At 52.0% G+C, this 16,195-nt stretch carries 13 protein-coding genes; 12 read left to right on the top strand and 1 reads right to left on the bottom strand.

Translation table 11 applies throughout. The annotated features are described in order from the left end of the window. Positions 1 to 657: 657 nt before the first annotated feature. The 6 genes from pgaA to OGX98_RS14395 all read left to right on the top strand — a co-directional run bounded on the left by pgaA (position 658) and on the right by OGX98_RS14395 (position 7,690). Positions 658 to 3,120 carry a poly-beta-1,6 N-acetyl-D-glucosamine export porin PgaA gene (gene pgaA, locus OGX98_RS14370; protein WP_048220618.1) on the top strand — a complete coding sequence of 821 codons (2,463 nt, stop codon included), beginning with the start codon at positions 658 to 660 and terminating at the stop codon, positions 3,118 to 3,120. A gap of 9 nt (positions 3,121 to 3,129) precedes the next feature. Further along, entirely contained in the window at positions 3,130 to 5,151 is a 2,022-nt protein-coding gene (pgaB, locus tag OGX98_RS14375) for a poly-beta-1,6-N-acetyl-D-glucosamine N-deacetylase PgaB (protein WP_200009933.1), read from the top strand. Continuing rightward, a complete protein-coding gene (pgaC, locus tag OGX98_RS14380) occupies positions 5,148 to 6,482 on the top strand; it encodes a poly-beta-1,6-N-acetyl-D-glucosamine synthase (RefSeq protein ID WP_045447099.1) in 1,335 nt (444 codons plus the stop codon). The genes pgaB and pgaC overlap by 4 nt, the downstream gene beginning before the upstream one ends. Continuing rightward, the gene (pgaD, locus tag OGX98_RS14385; RefSeq protein ID WP_286595447.1) at positions 6,479 to 6,985 is read left to right on the top strand and encodes a poly-beta-1,6-N-acetyl-D-glucosamine biosynthesis protein PgaD; all 507 of its coding nucleotides are present in this window, start codon (positions 6,479 to 6,481) and stop codon (positions 6,983 to 6,985) included. The genes pgaC and pgaD overlap by 4 nt, the downstream gene beginning before the upstream one ends. Positions 6,986 to 7,175: 190 nt before the next feature. After that, the gene (gene yjdI / locus OGX98_RS14390; protein ID WP_048220619.1) at positions 7,176 to 7,406 is read left to right on the top strand and encodes a 4Fe-4S mono-cluster protein YjdI; all 231 of its coding nucleotides are present in this window, start codon (positions 7,176 to 7,178) and stop codon (positions 7,404 to 7,406) included. Between the two features lie 11 nt (positions 7,407 to 7,417). After that, complete coding sequence (locus OGX98_RS14395) at positions 7,418 to 7,690, top strand: GNAT family N-acetyltransferase (protein WP_045447092.1); 273 nt, start codon at positions 7,418 to 7,420, stop codon at positions 7,688 to 7,690. 69 nt (positions 7,691 to 7,759) lie between these two features. Here the strand turns inward: OGX98_RS14395 and OGX98_RS14400 are convergent, their stop codons facing one another. Then, entirely contained in the window at positions 7,760 to 8,689 is a 930-nt protein-coding gene (locus OGX98_RS14400; RefSeq protein ID WP_045447089.1) for a LysR substrate-binding domain-containing protein, read from the bottom strand. 385 nt (positions 8,690 to 9,074) lie between these two features. Between OGX98_RS14400 and OGX98_RS14405 the strand changes: the two genes are divergently transcribed. From OGX98_RS14405 to OGX98_RS14430, 6 genes are all read left to right on the top strand, one after another. Further along, on the top strand, positions 9,075 to 9,680 hold the full coding sequence (locus tag OGX98_RS14405) for an ankyrin repeat domain-containing protein (RefSeq protein ID WP_045447086.1): 606 nt from the start codon (positions 9,075 to 9,077) through the stop codon (positions 9,678 to 9,680). 39 nt (positions 9,681 to 9,719) lie between these two features. Continuing rightward, entirely contained in the window at positions 9,720 to 10,595 is an 876-nt protein-coding gene (locus OGX98_RS14410; protein WP_200041861.1) for an oxamate carbamoyltransferase subunit AllH family protein, read from the top strand. Then, the gene (fdrA, locus tag OGX98_RS14415) at positions 10,573 to 12,120 is read left to right on the top strand and encodes an acyl-CoA synthetase FdrA (RefSeq protein WP_048220622.1); all 1,548 of its coding nucleotides are present in this window, start codon (positions 10,573 to 10,575) and stop codon (positions 12,118 to 12,120) included. Before OGX98_RS14410 ends, fdrA begins: the two co-directional genes overlap by 23 nt. Further along, the gene (locus OGX98_RS14420) at positions 12,120 to 13,535 is read left to right on the top strand and encodes a YlbE family protein (RefSeq protein WP_284097300.1); all 1,416 of its coding nucleotides are present in this window, start codon (positions 12,120 to 12,122) and stop codon (positions 13,533 to 13,535) included. The genes fdrA and OGX98_RS14420 overlap by 1 nt, the downstream gene beginning before the upstream one ends. Before the next feature lie 120 nt (positions 13,536 to 13,655). Next, positions 13,656 to 15,206 (top strand): hypothetical protein, encoded by a 1,551-nt coding sequence (locus OGX98_RS14425; protein WP_048220624.1) that lies wholly within the window; start codon positions 13,656 to 13,658, stop codon positions 15,204 to 15,206. 26 nt (positions 15,207 to 15,232) lie between these two features. Next, complete coding sequence (locus OGX98_RS14430) at positions 15,233 to 16,183, top strand: carbamate kinase family protein (RefSeq protein WP_286595449.1); 951 nt, start codon at positions 15,233 to 15,235, stop codon at positions 16,181 to 16,183. Positions 16,184 to 16,195: the final 12 nt, after the last annotated feature.

Genomic DNA, 16,195 nt, shown 5'->3' on the forward strand with positions numbered 1-16,195 from the left:
CCAGGATGCTTCCGGAACAGCTGTTGATAATATTAATACTGATATTCTAAGGGCCTGTTTTTGCATTTTGTAGGCATTTATTATTCACTTTCGTCTCAATGGCGAGAAAATACTTTTCGTTATTTCATTATTATGGATGTTTCCTCGCTGACTCATACTGGTTACCACTCCATGTAACGTCATGAGCGCTGTCATGATGGGTACACTGCTGGATAATGGTATAGATGAAGGCGCCGGGCCCCCTGAAAGGGATAAACTCTTTTAATAGTTAACAGGCATACAATTACGTTGTGTTTTTATATTTTAAGGTAATAGTAAACTGAGTTACATAACTTTTCCGCCTGGTCTTAAAGCGAGTTCAGAATTCGATCCCAAGAGTATTAGGATATTCTGGTCTAAAATACTTTTTTTGCCTAAGGGTTTTCTTATCATGTAGCCACAGTGTACGCTGAGTGTTAAAATTTATGAGTTTTTGCCCCATTCCGGTAACTAGAGGATGAGGCGCAGGTAGTCAATAAGACGAAAGAATTAAAATGGTTTGCAACCCTATTACGAAATAAGCGGTAGTGCATATAAGATGGTCGACAATCGTTAAGAAATTAAGTTAACTTATTGAAAACGCTTGTTTTTACTCTGATGCAAGACATAAGGGCAGATATGTTCAGTATGCGTCGACATACCAACTTCATTAAAAGCTTTAAGTCTGTAACCTGTTTATTTACGGCCTGCGTTCTTTTTCCTGTTCAAACTTCTGCGGCAGCATCTGATTATGACGGTTTGATTATTGAAGCTCGTGAAGGTAATAGTGCGCCGCTCATGCGCTACCTTCAGGAACAGGAAAAGAAATCCTCACTAACGCCAAATCAGGTCGCTGACTGGTTGCAAGTCTCCAGTTGGGCCAATAACAGCGATAAAGAAACGATTGATATTTGGCTGCGATATCGTGGGCAGATGGCTGTGCCTGCGCGTGGGCAAATCGCCGCTGCACGGGCTTTTCGCAATCAGAAAAAATGGAATGATTCGTTAGCCATCTGGGAAAACGTTTTGCAGGAAGATCCTGATAATGTGGATGTACGTACCGGCTGGATAATGACGCTTGCAGATGCTCGCTATAATCAGCAGGCGCTCACTGAAGCGAATAAATGGGCGCAGGCGCACCCGGGAGCTGACTCCGATGCATTGGTGGCCTATGTATACCATTCGCAGGGGAAAAACTGGGATGCATTGTTAGTCGCCAGCCAGGCCAATGATATCGATCCGAGCAACAAAAATGCAAAATCTACGTTGTTATCTGCCCTGTCAGCTAACCGTGTATCCGGGCCTGCGTTAGGGCTAACGGAGGTGGTTCCGACGTCAGATCCTGTTAAACGTCGTCTTGAACTTGATGCGGCAGCAGAAATCGTTCGCTCCTCATATACTTCCGCGCGTAATGAAGAAGAACGTTTTATCGTGGCAGATAAAGCGCTTGCCCGATATGCCCAACTGCTCGCGGCCTGGAAAGATGAACCGTCCGCTCAGGATGATGTTCGCCGGGCAAGGATTGACCGTATGGGCGCTTTGCTGGTGCGCAAGCGTACTGCCGAAGTGATTCAAGAATATGAGTCACTTGAAGCGAGCGGGGAGGTGCCTAACTATGCGAAACGTTGGGTCGCTTCGGCGTGGCTAAGCGAACGTCAGCCGGAAAAAACCGAAGCGATGCTGATGAGCATCTACTATCCGCATGGACCGCTTCCAGTCACTCCTCTCAGTCCTGAAGATCAGCAGGATCTTTTTTATGCGCATATTGATAATGAAAACTTTGCTGCAGCCAAAAAGCAGGTCGACAATTTAATCAAAGAGAGTCCGTATCTGCGACGGATTTATGGTTCACCTACGCCACAGCCTAACGATAACTGGCTGCTTGGTCAGACGTTGCTCACGCAATATCACATTGCTGCCAATGAATTGCCTGAGGCAGAAAAACTCGCGGAACATCTGGCGCGCACGGGATCTGGTAACCAGGGGCTGCGTATAACCTATTCTTCAGTGCTTGAAGCCCGTGGTCTGCCTCGAGCTGCAGAGAAAGAGCTTAAACTGGCCGAAGTTATTGAGCCAAGCAACCTGGAGCTGGAACGCCAGCAGGCCTATGTAGCGCTGGATCTTCAGGAATGGCGGCAGGCCGATGAACTTACCGATGACGTCATTGCCCGTAGCCCGGATGATGAAGCAACGCTGCGCCTGGCCCGCATACGCGATGTTCACAAAATGTCAGAGCTGCGGATCAGCGGCACGCAGGGGATTTCCTCCGATAGCCCGGTCAGTGGTAAGAATGACTTCAACATCAATACCGCCATTTACAGCCCGCCGATCAATGATAACTGGCGACTGTTTACCGGATTCAACTTTGCCACTGGTGAATTTGAAGAAGGAAAGGGTATCAACCGTGACCTGGCTGCCGGTGCGGAATGGACCTCACGCGATAATTGGGCGGAAATGGAAGTTTCGGGCCGTAACTATGGCGATGGTCAGAAAATTGGTGGGCGTCTTTCAGCCTGGCATGATTTTAATGATAACTGGCGCGTTGGCGGTTCGGCGGAGCGTCTTTCACGTAATACCCCGCTTCGCGCATTGCGTAGCGGTGTGTACGCAAACGGCGGGGATATGTTTGTCCGCTGGTATCAAAATGAACGACGAGAGTATCAGTTGTCGTTTGCCGCATCACATTTCTCGGATGGTAACGATCGTATCGAGTACGGGTTGAGCGGAAAAGAGCGCATGTGGACGACGCCGCGCTTCACGCTGGACTTCACACCGGGCATCGGCGGAAGTACCAACACCAAAGAGAATGTGCCGTATTACAACCCTAAGAGTGATTTTTCCGTTGTACCAGGGCTTGCCGCAGAGCAGGTTCTTTACCGCCACTATGACACTGTGTGGACGCAGCAAGGCGTGGCTGGCGTAGGTGGCTACTGGCAGCAAGGTGAAGACGTGGGCGCCATCGTTCAGGTGGGATACGGACAGCGGCTTAAATGGAACAACGTCGTGGATGGCGGGGTGATGTTGGTGTGGGATAAACGCCCCTACGACGGTAAACGTGAGCGGAATATCTCCCTCGCTTTCGATTTGAATGTCAGGTTTTAAGGACTGTACATGTTTAAAAGATGCCTATGGGTTAGCGCATTAATCGCTGGCTGGTTGATGATCACTGCGTGCAGTAGCGCGCACAATACGACCCCGCGCTACGTTCCTCCGGCGGAGCGATCTCCGCTTGCTGCTGATCATCCATGGCCGAAAAATAGCTTCCTGGTGCTGGGCTATCACGATGTAGAGGACGGCGCGGCAGATCAGCGATACCTCTCTGTGCGTACCAGTGCGCTGAGCGATCAGATGGGATGGCTACGTGACAACGGTTATAACCCGATCAGTGTGCAGCAAATTCTGGATGCGCATGACGGGAAAATCGTGCTGCCGGAAAAAGCGGTATTACTCACCTTTGATGATGGTTATAGCAGTTTTTATACCCGCGTGTGGCCGCTGCTGAAAGCCTATAACTGGCCAGCACTGTGGGCACCGGTGGGCAGCTGGGTTGATTCTCCCGCCAATAAAAAAGTTGATTTTGGTGGGCTGATGACGGCGCGAGACAAATTTGCCACCTGGAAAATGGTCGAGGAAATGGGGAAATCGCCGCTGGTTGAAATTGGTGCGCATACATGGGCATCGCATTTCGGTGGTGAAGCGAACCCGCAGGGAAGTAAAGAACCTGCTGTGGCAAACCGTCTGTACGATAAAAAGACCGGCACTTACGAAACGGACGAACAGTACAATCGCCGTATTAACACTGATATCTCTTTAATCACAAACAAAATAAAATCTGTAACCGGGAAATCGCCACGCGCATGGGTCTGGCCTTATGGCGCAGCCAATGGCACGACGTTAAGTCTGGCCAAAGAGCACGGTTACAAGATGGCGTTTACGCTCAACGAAGGGCTTGCGAATGCCGCGTTTCTGGATGATATCCCCCGTGTTCTGATATCTGATAACCCATCCCTTAAGCGCTTTGCCAGCCAGGTCGGCCAGGTGCGTGAACCTCAGACGATGCGCGTTATGCATATCGATCTGGATTATGTGTATGACAAAGATCCTGCCCAACAACGTAGAAATATCGACAAGCTGATCCAGCGTGTCTATGACATGCGTATTTCTCATGTTTTCCTGCAGGCGTATGCCGATCCACAAGGTGACGGAAATATTCACGAGCTTTATTTCCCTAACCGCTGGCTGCCGATGCGTGCCGATCTCTTTAACTATATCTCCTGGCAATTACAAACGCGGGCAGGGGTTACCGTTTATGCCTGGATGCCGGTGCTGGCTTTTGGTCTCGACGACGCTATTCCACGCGTGACGGCATGGGATCCGAAAACCGGACGTAGCGCGATTAATCGTGAGCAGTATGTTCGTCTTTCTCCCTGGGATAGCGAAGCGCGTAAGCGTATCACCGAGATTTATGAAGATCTGGCGAAGCATGCCAGTTTCAAAGGGATTCTGTTCCATGATGATGCTTTCCTGACGGATTTTGAAGATGCGTCGCCGGAGGCTTTAGCCGCATACCGTGCCGCAGGCCTTCCGGGCAGTATTGAGCAAATTCGTAACGATCCTCAGGCATTCGAACGTTGGACTCGCCTGAAAAGTAAGATGCTGACCGACTTTACAAAGGAACTGACCCGCGCGGTACGTAATATTCGCGGCCCACAGGTACAAACCGCACGCAATATTTACGCCATGCCGGTGCTGGAACCAGAAAGTGAAGCCTGGTTCGCGCAGAACCTGAATGATTTCCTCAATACCTATGACTGGACAGCACCGATGGCAATGCCATTGATGGAGAATATTCCGGCCAATGATGCCAACGCCTGGCTGGACAGACTGGTGAATGCCGTTGCACAAACGCCCGGAGCGCTGGATAAGACCGTGTTTGAACTGCAAGCACGAGACTGGCGTAAGTCCGGGGAACAGGCCGAAATCAGCGGTAAACAAATAGCCGAGTGGATGCGCCAGCTTAAGTTAAGCGGTGCGGGCAACTATGGTTATTACCCGGATGATTTCATCAGCGACAAACCCGAGATGTCAGAGATTCGCTCGACGTTCTCATCATACTGGTACCCGCAAAAATGACCGATCGCATTATTGCTTTCCTGATTCTTTGCCTGATGTTCAGTCTGCCGTTTGGCGTGGCTGTCGTTTTTACAGGTGAAGTGATGCTGAACTTCGTCTTCTTCTGGCCCTTGTTCATGTCGGCTTTGTGGATAAGCGGTGGGGTTTACTTCTGGTTTTACCGTGAACGCCACTGGAAATGGGGAGAGGAAACACCGCCGCCGACGCTTGAAGGAAATCCGCTGATTTCGATCTTGATCCCTTGTTATAACGAAGGGATCAATGCGCGTGAAACGATCGGTGCAGCGCTGGCGCAGCGTTATACAAATATTGAAGTTATTGCCATTAACGACGGTTCGACAGATGACACGCACGACGTGCTTGAACAACTGGCAACGGAATACCCGAGCCTGCGGGTGATTCATTTAGCCGAGAACCAGGGGAAAGCCCTGGCGCTCAGGACCGGCGCAGCGGCGGCCCGCAGTGATTATCTTGTCTGCATTGATGGTGATGCTTTACTGGATCGCGATGCCGTCGCCTATATTGTCGCCCCGTTGATACAGTTCCCGCGTGTCGGGGCGGTGACCGGAAACCCGCGCATTCGTACCCGTTCCACGTTAATTGGTCGTGTACAGGTCGGTGAATTCTCCTCGATTATCGGCTTGATTAAGCGCACTCAGCGAGTCTATGGGCAGATCTTTACCGTTTCTGGCGTCATTGCGGCATTTCGTCGTCGTGCTCTGGCTGAGGTGGGGTACTGGAGCCCGGACATGATCACTGAAGATATCGATATCAGTTGGAAGCTGCAATTGCGCCACTGGTCAGTATTCTTTGAACCACGAGCACTGTGCTGGATCCTGATGCCTGAAACATTAAGAGGATTGTGGAAACAGCGTCTGCGCTGGGCTCAAGGTGGTGCGGAAGTATTTATTGTTAACATGCGTCGCCTGTGGTCTTGGGAATTTCGCCGCATGTGGCCGCTGTTCCTTGAGTTCTGTTTTTCTACCGCCTGGTCATTTGCCTATGCGGTCAGCATTGTGCTGTTCCTTTGCGGGTTATTTTTCCCAATGCCAGACTCGCTATACGTGCAAAACCTGTTCCCGCCAGCATTTACCGGGCTAATACTCGGCGTGGTTTGCTTGCTGCAGTTTGCGGTGAGTCTGATGATTGAACGGCGCTATGAAAAAGGTATCGGCGCTTCGTTGTTCTGGATCATCTGGTTCCCGGTGGTGTACTGGATGCTGAGTCTGTTCACCACGCTGGTCGCTTTCCCCAAAGTGATGCTTAAACGCAAACGCGGCAGAGCGCGTTGGGTAAGCCCTGACCGTGGAATTGGGAGGATAGAATCATGAGCCAGCCACTCATCTTTACCGAACAGCGACTTCTGCCACGTGTAATAGACGTTCTGCTAACGTTTTTTGCCTGGGTTGGATTTCTGTACCTGATCTATAAAGGGCTGGTTACGGCACTGGCTCATTCACCCTTTATGGGCGTGAGGCCGTTTTTCACAACTCTGGATACGGTCACTTTTTACATCCTGATCGCATTGATAAACGGTCTGGTGCTCATTGGCTGGGCGAAGTACAACCAGTATCGCTTCCGTGTGGAACGACGCAGTCGCAGGCCTGGGCTTGAAGATCATGAGCTGGCAGAAAGTTTGCGAATTACCCGAGAACTGGTTACCGAGCTGAATAAGGCGAGGGTGCTTACGGTTCATCACCATGAGAATGGTGAAATCGACTATGTGGAAGTGGACAGGCATATTGCCGATAACCGCTTGCCGCCGCCAACACCTGCAATGCTTGAGATGCTACCGTCAGCCAGGGAACGGTTGCACGAAGAAATGAATCGGTGACAGAGAACCTTTGACCCTTGGACTGGATTACGTTCACGGGTTGTATCGTTCCACAGAAGTGAAGAACATGAGGTGAACGTAATCGTGTGCCGGAGCTAATCTGCGACAATTTCAGCCGCCAGCAGCAGCCTTCAGACTCGCCTGGGTCTATGATTACTCCCAGGACAATAAAAATAACTGAGGTAATGTCGTGGATAAAGAGTTACTGGAAGCAGGTTACCGGGCCTATACCGGCGAGAAGGTTGATGTCTATTTCAATACGGCGATATGCCAGCATTCGGGTAATTGTGTGCGGGGAAGCGCGAAGCTTTTTAACCTGAAACGTAAACCGTGGATCATCCCGGATGAAGTTGATGTCGCGACGGTCATTAAGGTTATCGATACCTGTCCGAGCGGTGCGCTTAAATATCGCCAGAAATGAGTGAGAAGACCATGGATATTCTTGAAGGGCACAACAAGTTTTATGTTAACGATGCCGAGGGCAATCAGGTTGCTGAGATTGTCTTCGTGCCGACGGGTGAACATCTGAGCATCATTGAACATACTGATGTTGACCCCAGCCTGAAAGGTCAGGGAGTCGGCAAGCTGCTGGTGGAGAAAGTGGTGGAAAAAATGCGCCGCGAAAACCGTAAAGTGATCCCGCTCTGTCCGTTTGCCAAACATGAGTTTGATAAAACTCGCGAGTACGACGACATTCGTGCCTGAGTTTTACTTTTCACCGGATGACGCAACGCGCATCCGGTGCGTCCACAATAGTTCCCCTCATCGGGCATATTACTCCCGATGCAGCAGATCCTGATAAATCCCCGTCAGTACCCCTTGTGGGCCAAACTCCTTTTTAATCCACTGTGTCACCCGCCCGGTTGCCGAGTGCTGGGTCGCCAGTAGCATGCGCGAATCCTGGCGTGGGTTATGGATCTGTCGCGTCACCAGCAGCGATTTTTCCATTGCTTCGCGCACCATATAGTCGGGTAGAAAACCGATGCCTTCGCCGAGGATCTGACACTGGCACTTGGTATTAAAATCGGGCACCAGGATTGATTCCTGCCCGTGCAGCAGCCAGCCGACCTTCTTGTTAATAGTGTGCGCGGTATCTTCTACCATGATGTTCGGGTACAAACGCAGCTGACTCTCTGAAATCGGCTCAGGCATAAAGGCCAGCGGGTGATCAGGTGCGATGGCGAACGACCAGCGGATCGCGCCAATCTCGGTGTAATCGATCCCGCCACCGTCCAGTAGCGTGTCTGGCGCGCCAATGGCGATATTGGCCTGGTTATTGATGATGGAATCCCAGACGCCGTTATAGACCTCCGTGGTCACGGTTATCTGGCAGGTTGGAAACTGTTTCTTAAGTACCTGTAACAGTCGCGCGGTATGCTTCGGGGTATACAGCAGTTGATTAATACAAATGCGCACCCGAGCCTCAATGCCCTGGGAGATCGTATCAATGCTGCGCTTGATGGCGTGAAAGTCGTTGAGCAGGTCTGTCGCTTTACGAAAGAAATAGCGCCCGGACTCGGTCAGCTCAATGCTGCGGGTGCTGCGGGTAAACAGCACCACATCCAGCCCCATTTCCATGCGCTTGATGGTATAACTGATGGCGGAGGTGGTTAAACCCAGCTCCTCGGCGGCCTTGCTGAAGCTGCTGTAGCGGGCAGCCATCGTAAACGCCAGCAGGTTTTCCTCGGTAAATATTGAATTCATTCCTTCTCCCCTGAGTCCACAACCCGCGATACGATGATTGTTGAATGTATTTGTAATCCTTATGGAGAGCAATCAGTTTTGAACAGAATTTAACACTAGGGTTACATTTGATTTGAAGGCAATCACACTTCTGTGTTTTAGTTGCAGGCCGCTATCCGTGCAGCATACCGCTTTATTTCCCCTATGACTGATTAATGGCTGAAAGACCGTTAGTCATAAGAGAAAGATTGCACTACAGCACATTTTGTTCTCATTATTAAATTTGTTTCAACAATCGACTCACTTACGATGAATGAAATTTAAGCGGATGTTATTCTCCGTACTCTGTTGCTATTCTCAGGTTATCGGATATTTAAAAAGTCTAAAAAACTGCAGGAGAGCGATTATGTCAGAGAAAGAACTCATTACTGAATTTCTGCTGGCGGCAGAACAGGGCAATGCCGAAGGATTAAAATCCTGTCTGGCAAATAATGTGGATATTAATGCTACTAACCGCCAGGGCCGTACCGCCATAATTATTGCCAGCCTGAATAAGCATTATGACTGCGTTTCTTTATTGATTGACGCCGGTGCCGATATTAATAAACAAGATCAAACTTGTTTTAACCCCTTCCTGATTAGCTGCCTGACTAATGATTTAACGCTGCTGCGTACGGTATTACCTGCCAATCCCGATCTCGAACGACTGAGCCGTTTTGGCGGCGTTGGTATTACGCCAGCCAGCGAAAAAGGTCACGTTGAGATCGTACGTGAATTACTGCAGCGTACCGATATCAATGTAAACCATACCAACTTTGTCGGCTGGACGCCGTTGCTGGAAGCCATCGTACTTAATGATGGCGGCGCGAAGCAGCAGGAAATCGTCAAGCTGCTGCTCGACAATGGCGCTAACCCGCACATGACGGATAAATACGGTAAAACCCCGCTGGAACTGGCGCGGGAGAAAGGGTTCCATGAAATCGCCGAGCTGCTGATTGCCGCCGGAGCCTGACAGAGGAGCGCCACTATCGCCACGCCATCACGGCGATGCGTGAGGGCGCTAACTGCAGACGGCGCGTTTCTTGCGTATCGGGGAACGGGGCGAGTTGAACAGGTTTTTTCCCGCGCGGTGAACCTGTTCATACCGGAACAGCAGCGATTGTTTACGTTATTGAGTGAGTGCTGCGATAACGCGCCTAACAGCTGTCGGCTGGCGCTGACGCATTGCGAAGATCTGTTTCAACCCGGTGAGCCGGTGAGTTTTACGCAGTCAGGAATCGCTGTTGGTTATGATAAATGGATAGAGACCTCTGGTTGCCTGATGTGGCAAATGCCTCGTGGGTCGCCAGATGCAGAGCGCTTCACCACAATATCCTGGCGCCACTGGGCAGAGGTTATCCGCCAACAGCTTAATCGCGACGACACATTATTTCTGTACCAGGGGGATAATCCGTTTTACCAGGAAATTACTCGTGAATTACAACTGCGCCGCCAAAGTTTAATAACGGCGCTGAGTACGGGAGAAAATATCTGTGTTGCGGTCAGCGATTTAATTGGTCTTGGAATAGGGCTGACGCCATCGTCTGATGATTATTTAGTAGGCCTGAGTACAATTTTATTTATTAGTGGGCATCCGCTGAATAAGTATCGACAAGATTTTTTAACGGCATTACAGATTGCCGGAAATAACACAACCTTACTCAGCAAAATAACGCTGGAAGAGGCGTTTCATCAACGTTATCGGGAAAGTGTCACGCGGTTGGTGACCCATATTATTACTGAGCAACCACACGTTGCTACGAAATTTATTACTGACATTAAAAATATCGGCTCAAGTTCTGGCTGCGACATGCTGTACGGCATGGTGGATGCCTGCGCCCTGAGCCAACGGTCCGGAGGGAATTATGTCGATCAGGATAGTTGTTAAAAAGAACACGTATTTTGATTCTGTCTCACTGATGTCTATCTCTACTCGCGCTAATAAGCTTGATGGTGTGGAGCAGGCGTTCGTGGCGATGGCAACGGAAATGAACAAGGGCGTGCTGAAGAATCTCGGTCTGCTTACGCCTGAGCTGGAAGAGGCAAAGAGTGGCGATCTAATGATTGTCATTAAAGGTGCGAGTGAGGCCGCGAACGAGCAAACGTTGGTGGCGATAGAGGAACTGTTCACGCATAAGGAACAAGGTGGGCAGCACGAAGCACGTTATGCCACGCTCGCCAGTGCTAAAAAACATGTCCCCGACAGCAACCTCGCGGTGATATCGGTAAATGGTCTGTTCGCGGCCCGCGAGGCGCGTCAGGCGCTGCAAAACAACCTCAACGTAATGTTGTTTTCTGACAACGTTTCCCTTGATGACGAACTGGCTCTTAAACAGCTGGCGCATGAAAAAGGGTTGTTGATGATGGGGCCTGATTGCGGTACCGCCATTATTAACGGCGCGGCGCTCTGTTTTGGGAACGCGGTGCGTCGCGGCAATATCGGCATTATTGGGGCATCTGGCACCGGTAGTCAGGAGCTCAGTGTACGCATTCACGAATTTGGCGGTGGCATTTCCCAGTTGATCGGCACCGGTGGACGCGATCTGAGCGAGAAGATTGGCGGCCTGATGATGCTCGATGCGATAGGTATGCTGGAGGCCGATCCACAAACTGAGATCATTGCGCTGATCTCTAAACCGCCAGCACCTGCGGTAGCCCGTAAGGTGCTGGAACGTGCGCGCGCCTGCTTTAAACCGGTGGTGGTCTGTTTCCTCGGACGTGAAGCTGCGCCTGCGGACGAAGAGGGTCTGCAGTTCGCTCGCGGCACTAAAGAAGCGGCATTGAAAGCAGTTCTGCTGAGTGGCGTGAAAAAAGAGAGTCTTGATCTGCATCCGCTCAACTGGCCGCTGATTGAAGAAGTTCGCGCCCGTCTGACGCCGCAGCAAAAGTATATTCGCGGACTGTTCTGTGGCGGCACGCTGTGTGATGAAGCGATGTTTGCCGCCATGGAAAAACATGCCGAGGTGTACAGCAACATTCATCCGGACCCGGCGTTCCGCTTGCAGGATCTCAACCGTAGTGTGGCGCATACCTTCCTTGATTTTGGTGATGATGATTTCACCAACGGCAAGCCCCATCCAATGATCGATCCGACCAACCGCATCAGTCGTTTGTTGCAGGAAGCGAGAGATCCTGAAGTCGGCGTGATCGTGATGGATTTCGTCCTTGGATTTGGATCGCATGAAGATCCGGTTGGCGTGATGATCGACGCGATCAATGAAGCGAAAGCCATCGCTGCCGCTGACGGTCGTCCTCTGGAAATTCTCGGCTATGTTCTGGGGACCGACCTGGATACGCCATCGCTGGAAAAACAGTGCCAGATGCTGACTGATGCCGGCGTTATCTGGGCGAGCAGTAGCACCAACACCGGATTGCTGGCGCGTGAATTTATCTGTAAAGGGGAGGAAGCCTGATGAGCCAGACACTGTTTAACCAGCCGCTGAATGTGATTAACGTCGGTATCGCGATGTTCAGCGATGACCTGAAAAAGCAGAACGTGCCCGTTACTCAACTCGACTGGACACCGCCAGGCCAGGGCAATATGCAGGTGGTTGCGGCACTGGATCAGATTGCTGATTCACCGCTGGCAGACAAGATTGCCGCCGCTAACCAGCAGGCGCTGGAACGTATTATTAAGTCGCATCCGGTGCTGATTGGCTATGACCAGGCCATCAATGTGGTACCTGGAATGACCCGTAACACGATTCTGCATGCCGGGCCGCCGATCCGCTGGGAAAAAATGTGCGGTGCGATGAAAGGTGCAGTCACCGGCGCGCTGGTATTTGAAGGGTTGGCGAAAGATCTGGATGAAGCCGCCGAGCTTGCCGCTTCGGGCGAAATTAACTTCTCGCCGTGCCACGAACATGACTGCGTGGGATCGATGGCGGGCGTAACGTCCGCGTCGATGTTCATGCACATCGTGGAGAACAAAACTTACGGCAACCGCGCATATACCAATATGAGCGAGCAGATGGCAAAGATCCTGCGCATGGGAGCGAACGATCAAAGCGTTATCGATCGCCTTAACTGGATGCGTGATGTGATGGGACCGATGCTGCGTGATGCGATGAAACTGGCGGGTGAAATCGATTTACGCCTGATGCTGGCACAGGCGCTGCACATGGGCGATGAGTGCCATAACCGCAACAACGCCGGTACGGCACTGTTAATTCAGGCGCTGACTCCGTGGATTATCCAGACCGGCTATCCGGTTGAGCAACAACGTGAAGTGTTCGAGTTTGTGCTCAGCAGCGACTATTTCTCCGGTCCAACGTGGATGGCGATGTGTAAAGCCGCCATGGATGCTGCGCACGGCATTGAATACAGCACGGTGGTGACGACGATGGCGCGTAATGGCGTTGAGTTCGGCCTGCGTATCAGCGGCTTACCGGGCCAGTGGTTTACCGGTCCGGCACAGCAGGTGATTGGCCCGATGTTCGCGGGCTATAAGCCGGAAGACTCCGGGCGTGATATCGGCGACAGCGCCATTACCGAAACCTACGGTATTGGCGGCTTCGCGATGGCCACCGCACCAGCCATCGTGGCGCTGGTGGGTGGTACGGTTGAAGAAGCCGTCGACTTCTCCCGCCAGATGCGTGAAATCACCCTCGGTGAAAACCCAAACGTCACCATTCCGCTGCTCGGTTTTATGGGCGTGCCAACCGCGATCGACATTACGCGTGTGGGCAGCACCGGTATTCTGCCGGTGATCAACACCGCCATTGCGCACAAAGATGCGGGGATCGGCATGATCGGCGCCGGAATAGTACACCCGCCGTTCGCCTGCTTTGAAAAGGCGATCCTCAACTGGCGTGACCGCTACTGCTAAAAACAACCACAGGGGCTAACACCGTTAGCCCCACGGTAGCGAAGAGAAAAACGTTGCTTACCTGCAGGGCTGGGCGATCTCCGTGATCGCAAACGATGCTTAACCTGTAAAGGATATTCCATGAACAACATAAAACTAGAATGGAAACGTGGTGACTGGGCGGCTTACTTCGGGCTGATGACCAACAACCTGACTAACCTGCTGACAATGATGGGGCTACTCATTTTTGTTGTCGGGATCCCTACTGAAATTGTCTACGGCCGAATTGCACCCGCCTTTGGTCTGGCGGTGCTGGTGGCCAGCATCTGTTATGCCTGGTTTGGCTTGCAGATGGCGAAACATACCGGGCGTAACGACGTGACGGCGCTGCCGTCCGGGCCAAGCGCACCGTCGATCTTTACTGTGACCTTCCTGGTATTAATGCCGGTGTATCAGCAAACGAAAGACGCCAACTTCGCTATTCAGATAGCGCTGGTATGGTGCTTTGTTGAAGCGTTGATCCTGGTCGGTGGTTCATTCCTCGGTGAGACCATCCGCAAAATGATACCGCGCACAGTGCTGCTTTCCTGTTTATCTGGCCTGGGTCTGTTGCTGTTGGCAATGAACCCGATGTTGCAGGCATTTGAAGCGCCAACTGTCTCTTTCATCGTCCTGCTGCTGATCTTCATTAACTGGTTTGGTAAGAAACCAATTTTTGCCCGCATTCCTACCGGTTTGCTGCTGCTGATTGCCGGTACGGCATTGGCGTGGATCTCCGGCTTGCAAAGCCCTGAAGCGATCAAAGCCTCAATGTCCTCTTTTGGCTTTAACCCGCCGGAAGTCCATGTCGACAGCTTCCTGCAAGGCCTGCCGCACGCGCTGCCGTATCTGGCTTCTGCGGTTCCTCTGGGTCTGGCGAACTATATTTTTGACCTTGAGAATATTGAAAGTGCGCACGCGGCGGGAGATGAGTACAACACCCGTAAGGTCATGATGGCGAACGGTTTTGCATCCATGCTTGGCTGTATGTTGGGGAACCCGTTCCCGGTCACCGTCTACGTTGGACATGCGGGCTGGAAAGCGATGGGAGCCAGTATTGGTTATACCCTCGCATCGGGTATCACCATGTTCCTGGTGCCGTTGTTTGGTCTGGGGGCGTTTATGCTCGCCATTATTCCGATGACCGCGATAGTGCCGATCCTGGTGTTTATCGGCGTAGTGACCGCCAATCAGGTGGTACGAGAAACGCCCAAAGTCGAGGTCCCCGTCATCTTCATCTGTCTGTTCCCATGGATTGCCAACTGGGCGCTGACCATCGTCAACAGCGTGATGGGCGCGGCCGGAACGTCAGCGGCGAAACTGGGTAGCGATCTGTTGCACAGCAAAGGCGTGTATTACGACGGGCTGGTTCATCTGGGAAGCGGCGCGCCGTTGGCCAGTATGTTGTGGGGCTGTGTCGCTATCTTCGCCATTATGAACAAGCCACTGCGCGGTGCGGTTGCCGCAGCCTTCGGCGCACTGCTGTCGCTGTTTGGTGTGATCCACTCCCCGGCGGTTGGCTTTGCGGAAGGCAGTTCGATGATGTTTGTTCTGGCCTACCTGATGATGAGCGGCATGTTTGTCATCAAACATGTTCTCGACAGCCGTGAAGCGGTAACTGCGCCTGAGCAGGAACCAACGAAAACTACCTGAATCGCCTGCAAGCGGAAGATGACACTATGAAAGAACTTGTGGTCGTTGCCATTGGCGGCAACAGCATTATCAAAGATAACGCCAGCCAGTCGATTGAGCACCAGGCTGAAGCGGTGAAAGCGGTCGCAGATACGGTGCTGGAGATGTTGGCATCGGACTACAACATTGTGCTGACGCACGGTAACGGGCCACAGGTTGGACTCGATCTGCGGCGTGCGGAAATCGCGCATGAGCGTGAAGGTTTACCACTCACCCCGCTGGCCAACTGCGTAGCCGATACCCAGGGGGGCATCGGCTACCTGATCCAGCAGGCGTTAAATAACCGTCTGGCGCGTCGCGGGGAGCAGAAAGCGGTGACCGTGGTGACGCAGGTGGAGGTCGACAAGAACGATCCCGGTTTTGCTAATCCGACCAAGCCTATCGGGGCGTTCTTTAGCGAAGCGCAGCGTGATGAGCTACAGCGGGTCAATCTGGGCTGGCGTTTTGTGGAGGATTCCGGGCGCGGTTACCGTCGTGTTGTTGCGTCTCCGGAGCCAAAGCGCATTGTCGAAGCGGAGGCGATTAAAACGCTGACCCAGCAGGGCTTTGTGGTGATTGGCGCGGGGGGCGGTGGGATCCCGGTAGTGCGTAGCGAGCAGGGGGATTATCACAGCGTGGACGCGGTGATTGATAAAGATCTCTCTACCGCGCTGTTGGCGCAGGAGATCCGCGCTGACATCCTGGTGATCACCACCGGTGTAGAGAAAGTGTGTATTCACTTCGGCAAACCTAACCAGCAGGCGCTGGACACGGTCGATATCGCGACGATGACCCGTTACATGCAGGAAGGGCATTTCCCGCCGGGCAGCATGTTACCCAAAATTGTTGCCAGCCTGACATTCCTGGCGCGTGGCGGTAAGCGGGTGATTATCACCACGCCAGAATGTCTTCCTGCCGCGCTGCGTGGTGAAACGGGTACCCATATTGTACATTCCTGAGAGGAGATGCGA

Origin of the sequence: Citrobacter sp. Cm046 (assembly GCF_030333065.1) — a bacterium.
Taxonomy (GTDB): domain Bacteria; phylum Pseudomonadota; class Gammaproteobacteria; order Enterobacterales; family Enterobacteriaceae; genus Citrobacter; species Citrobacter murliniae.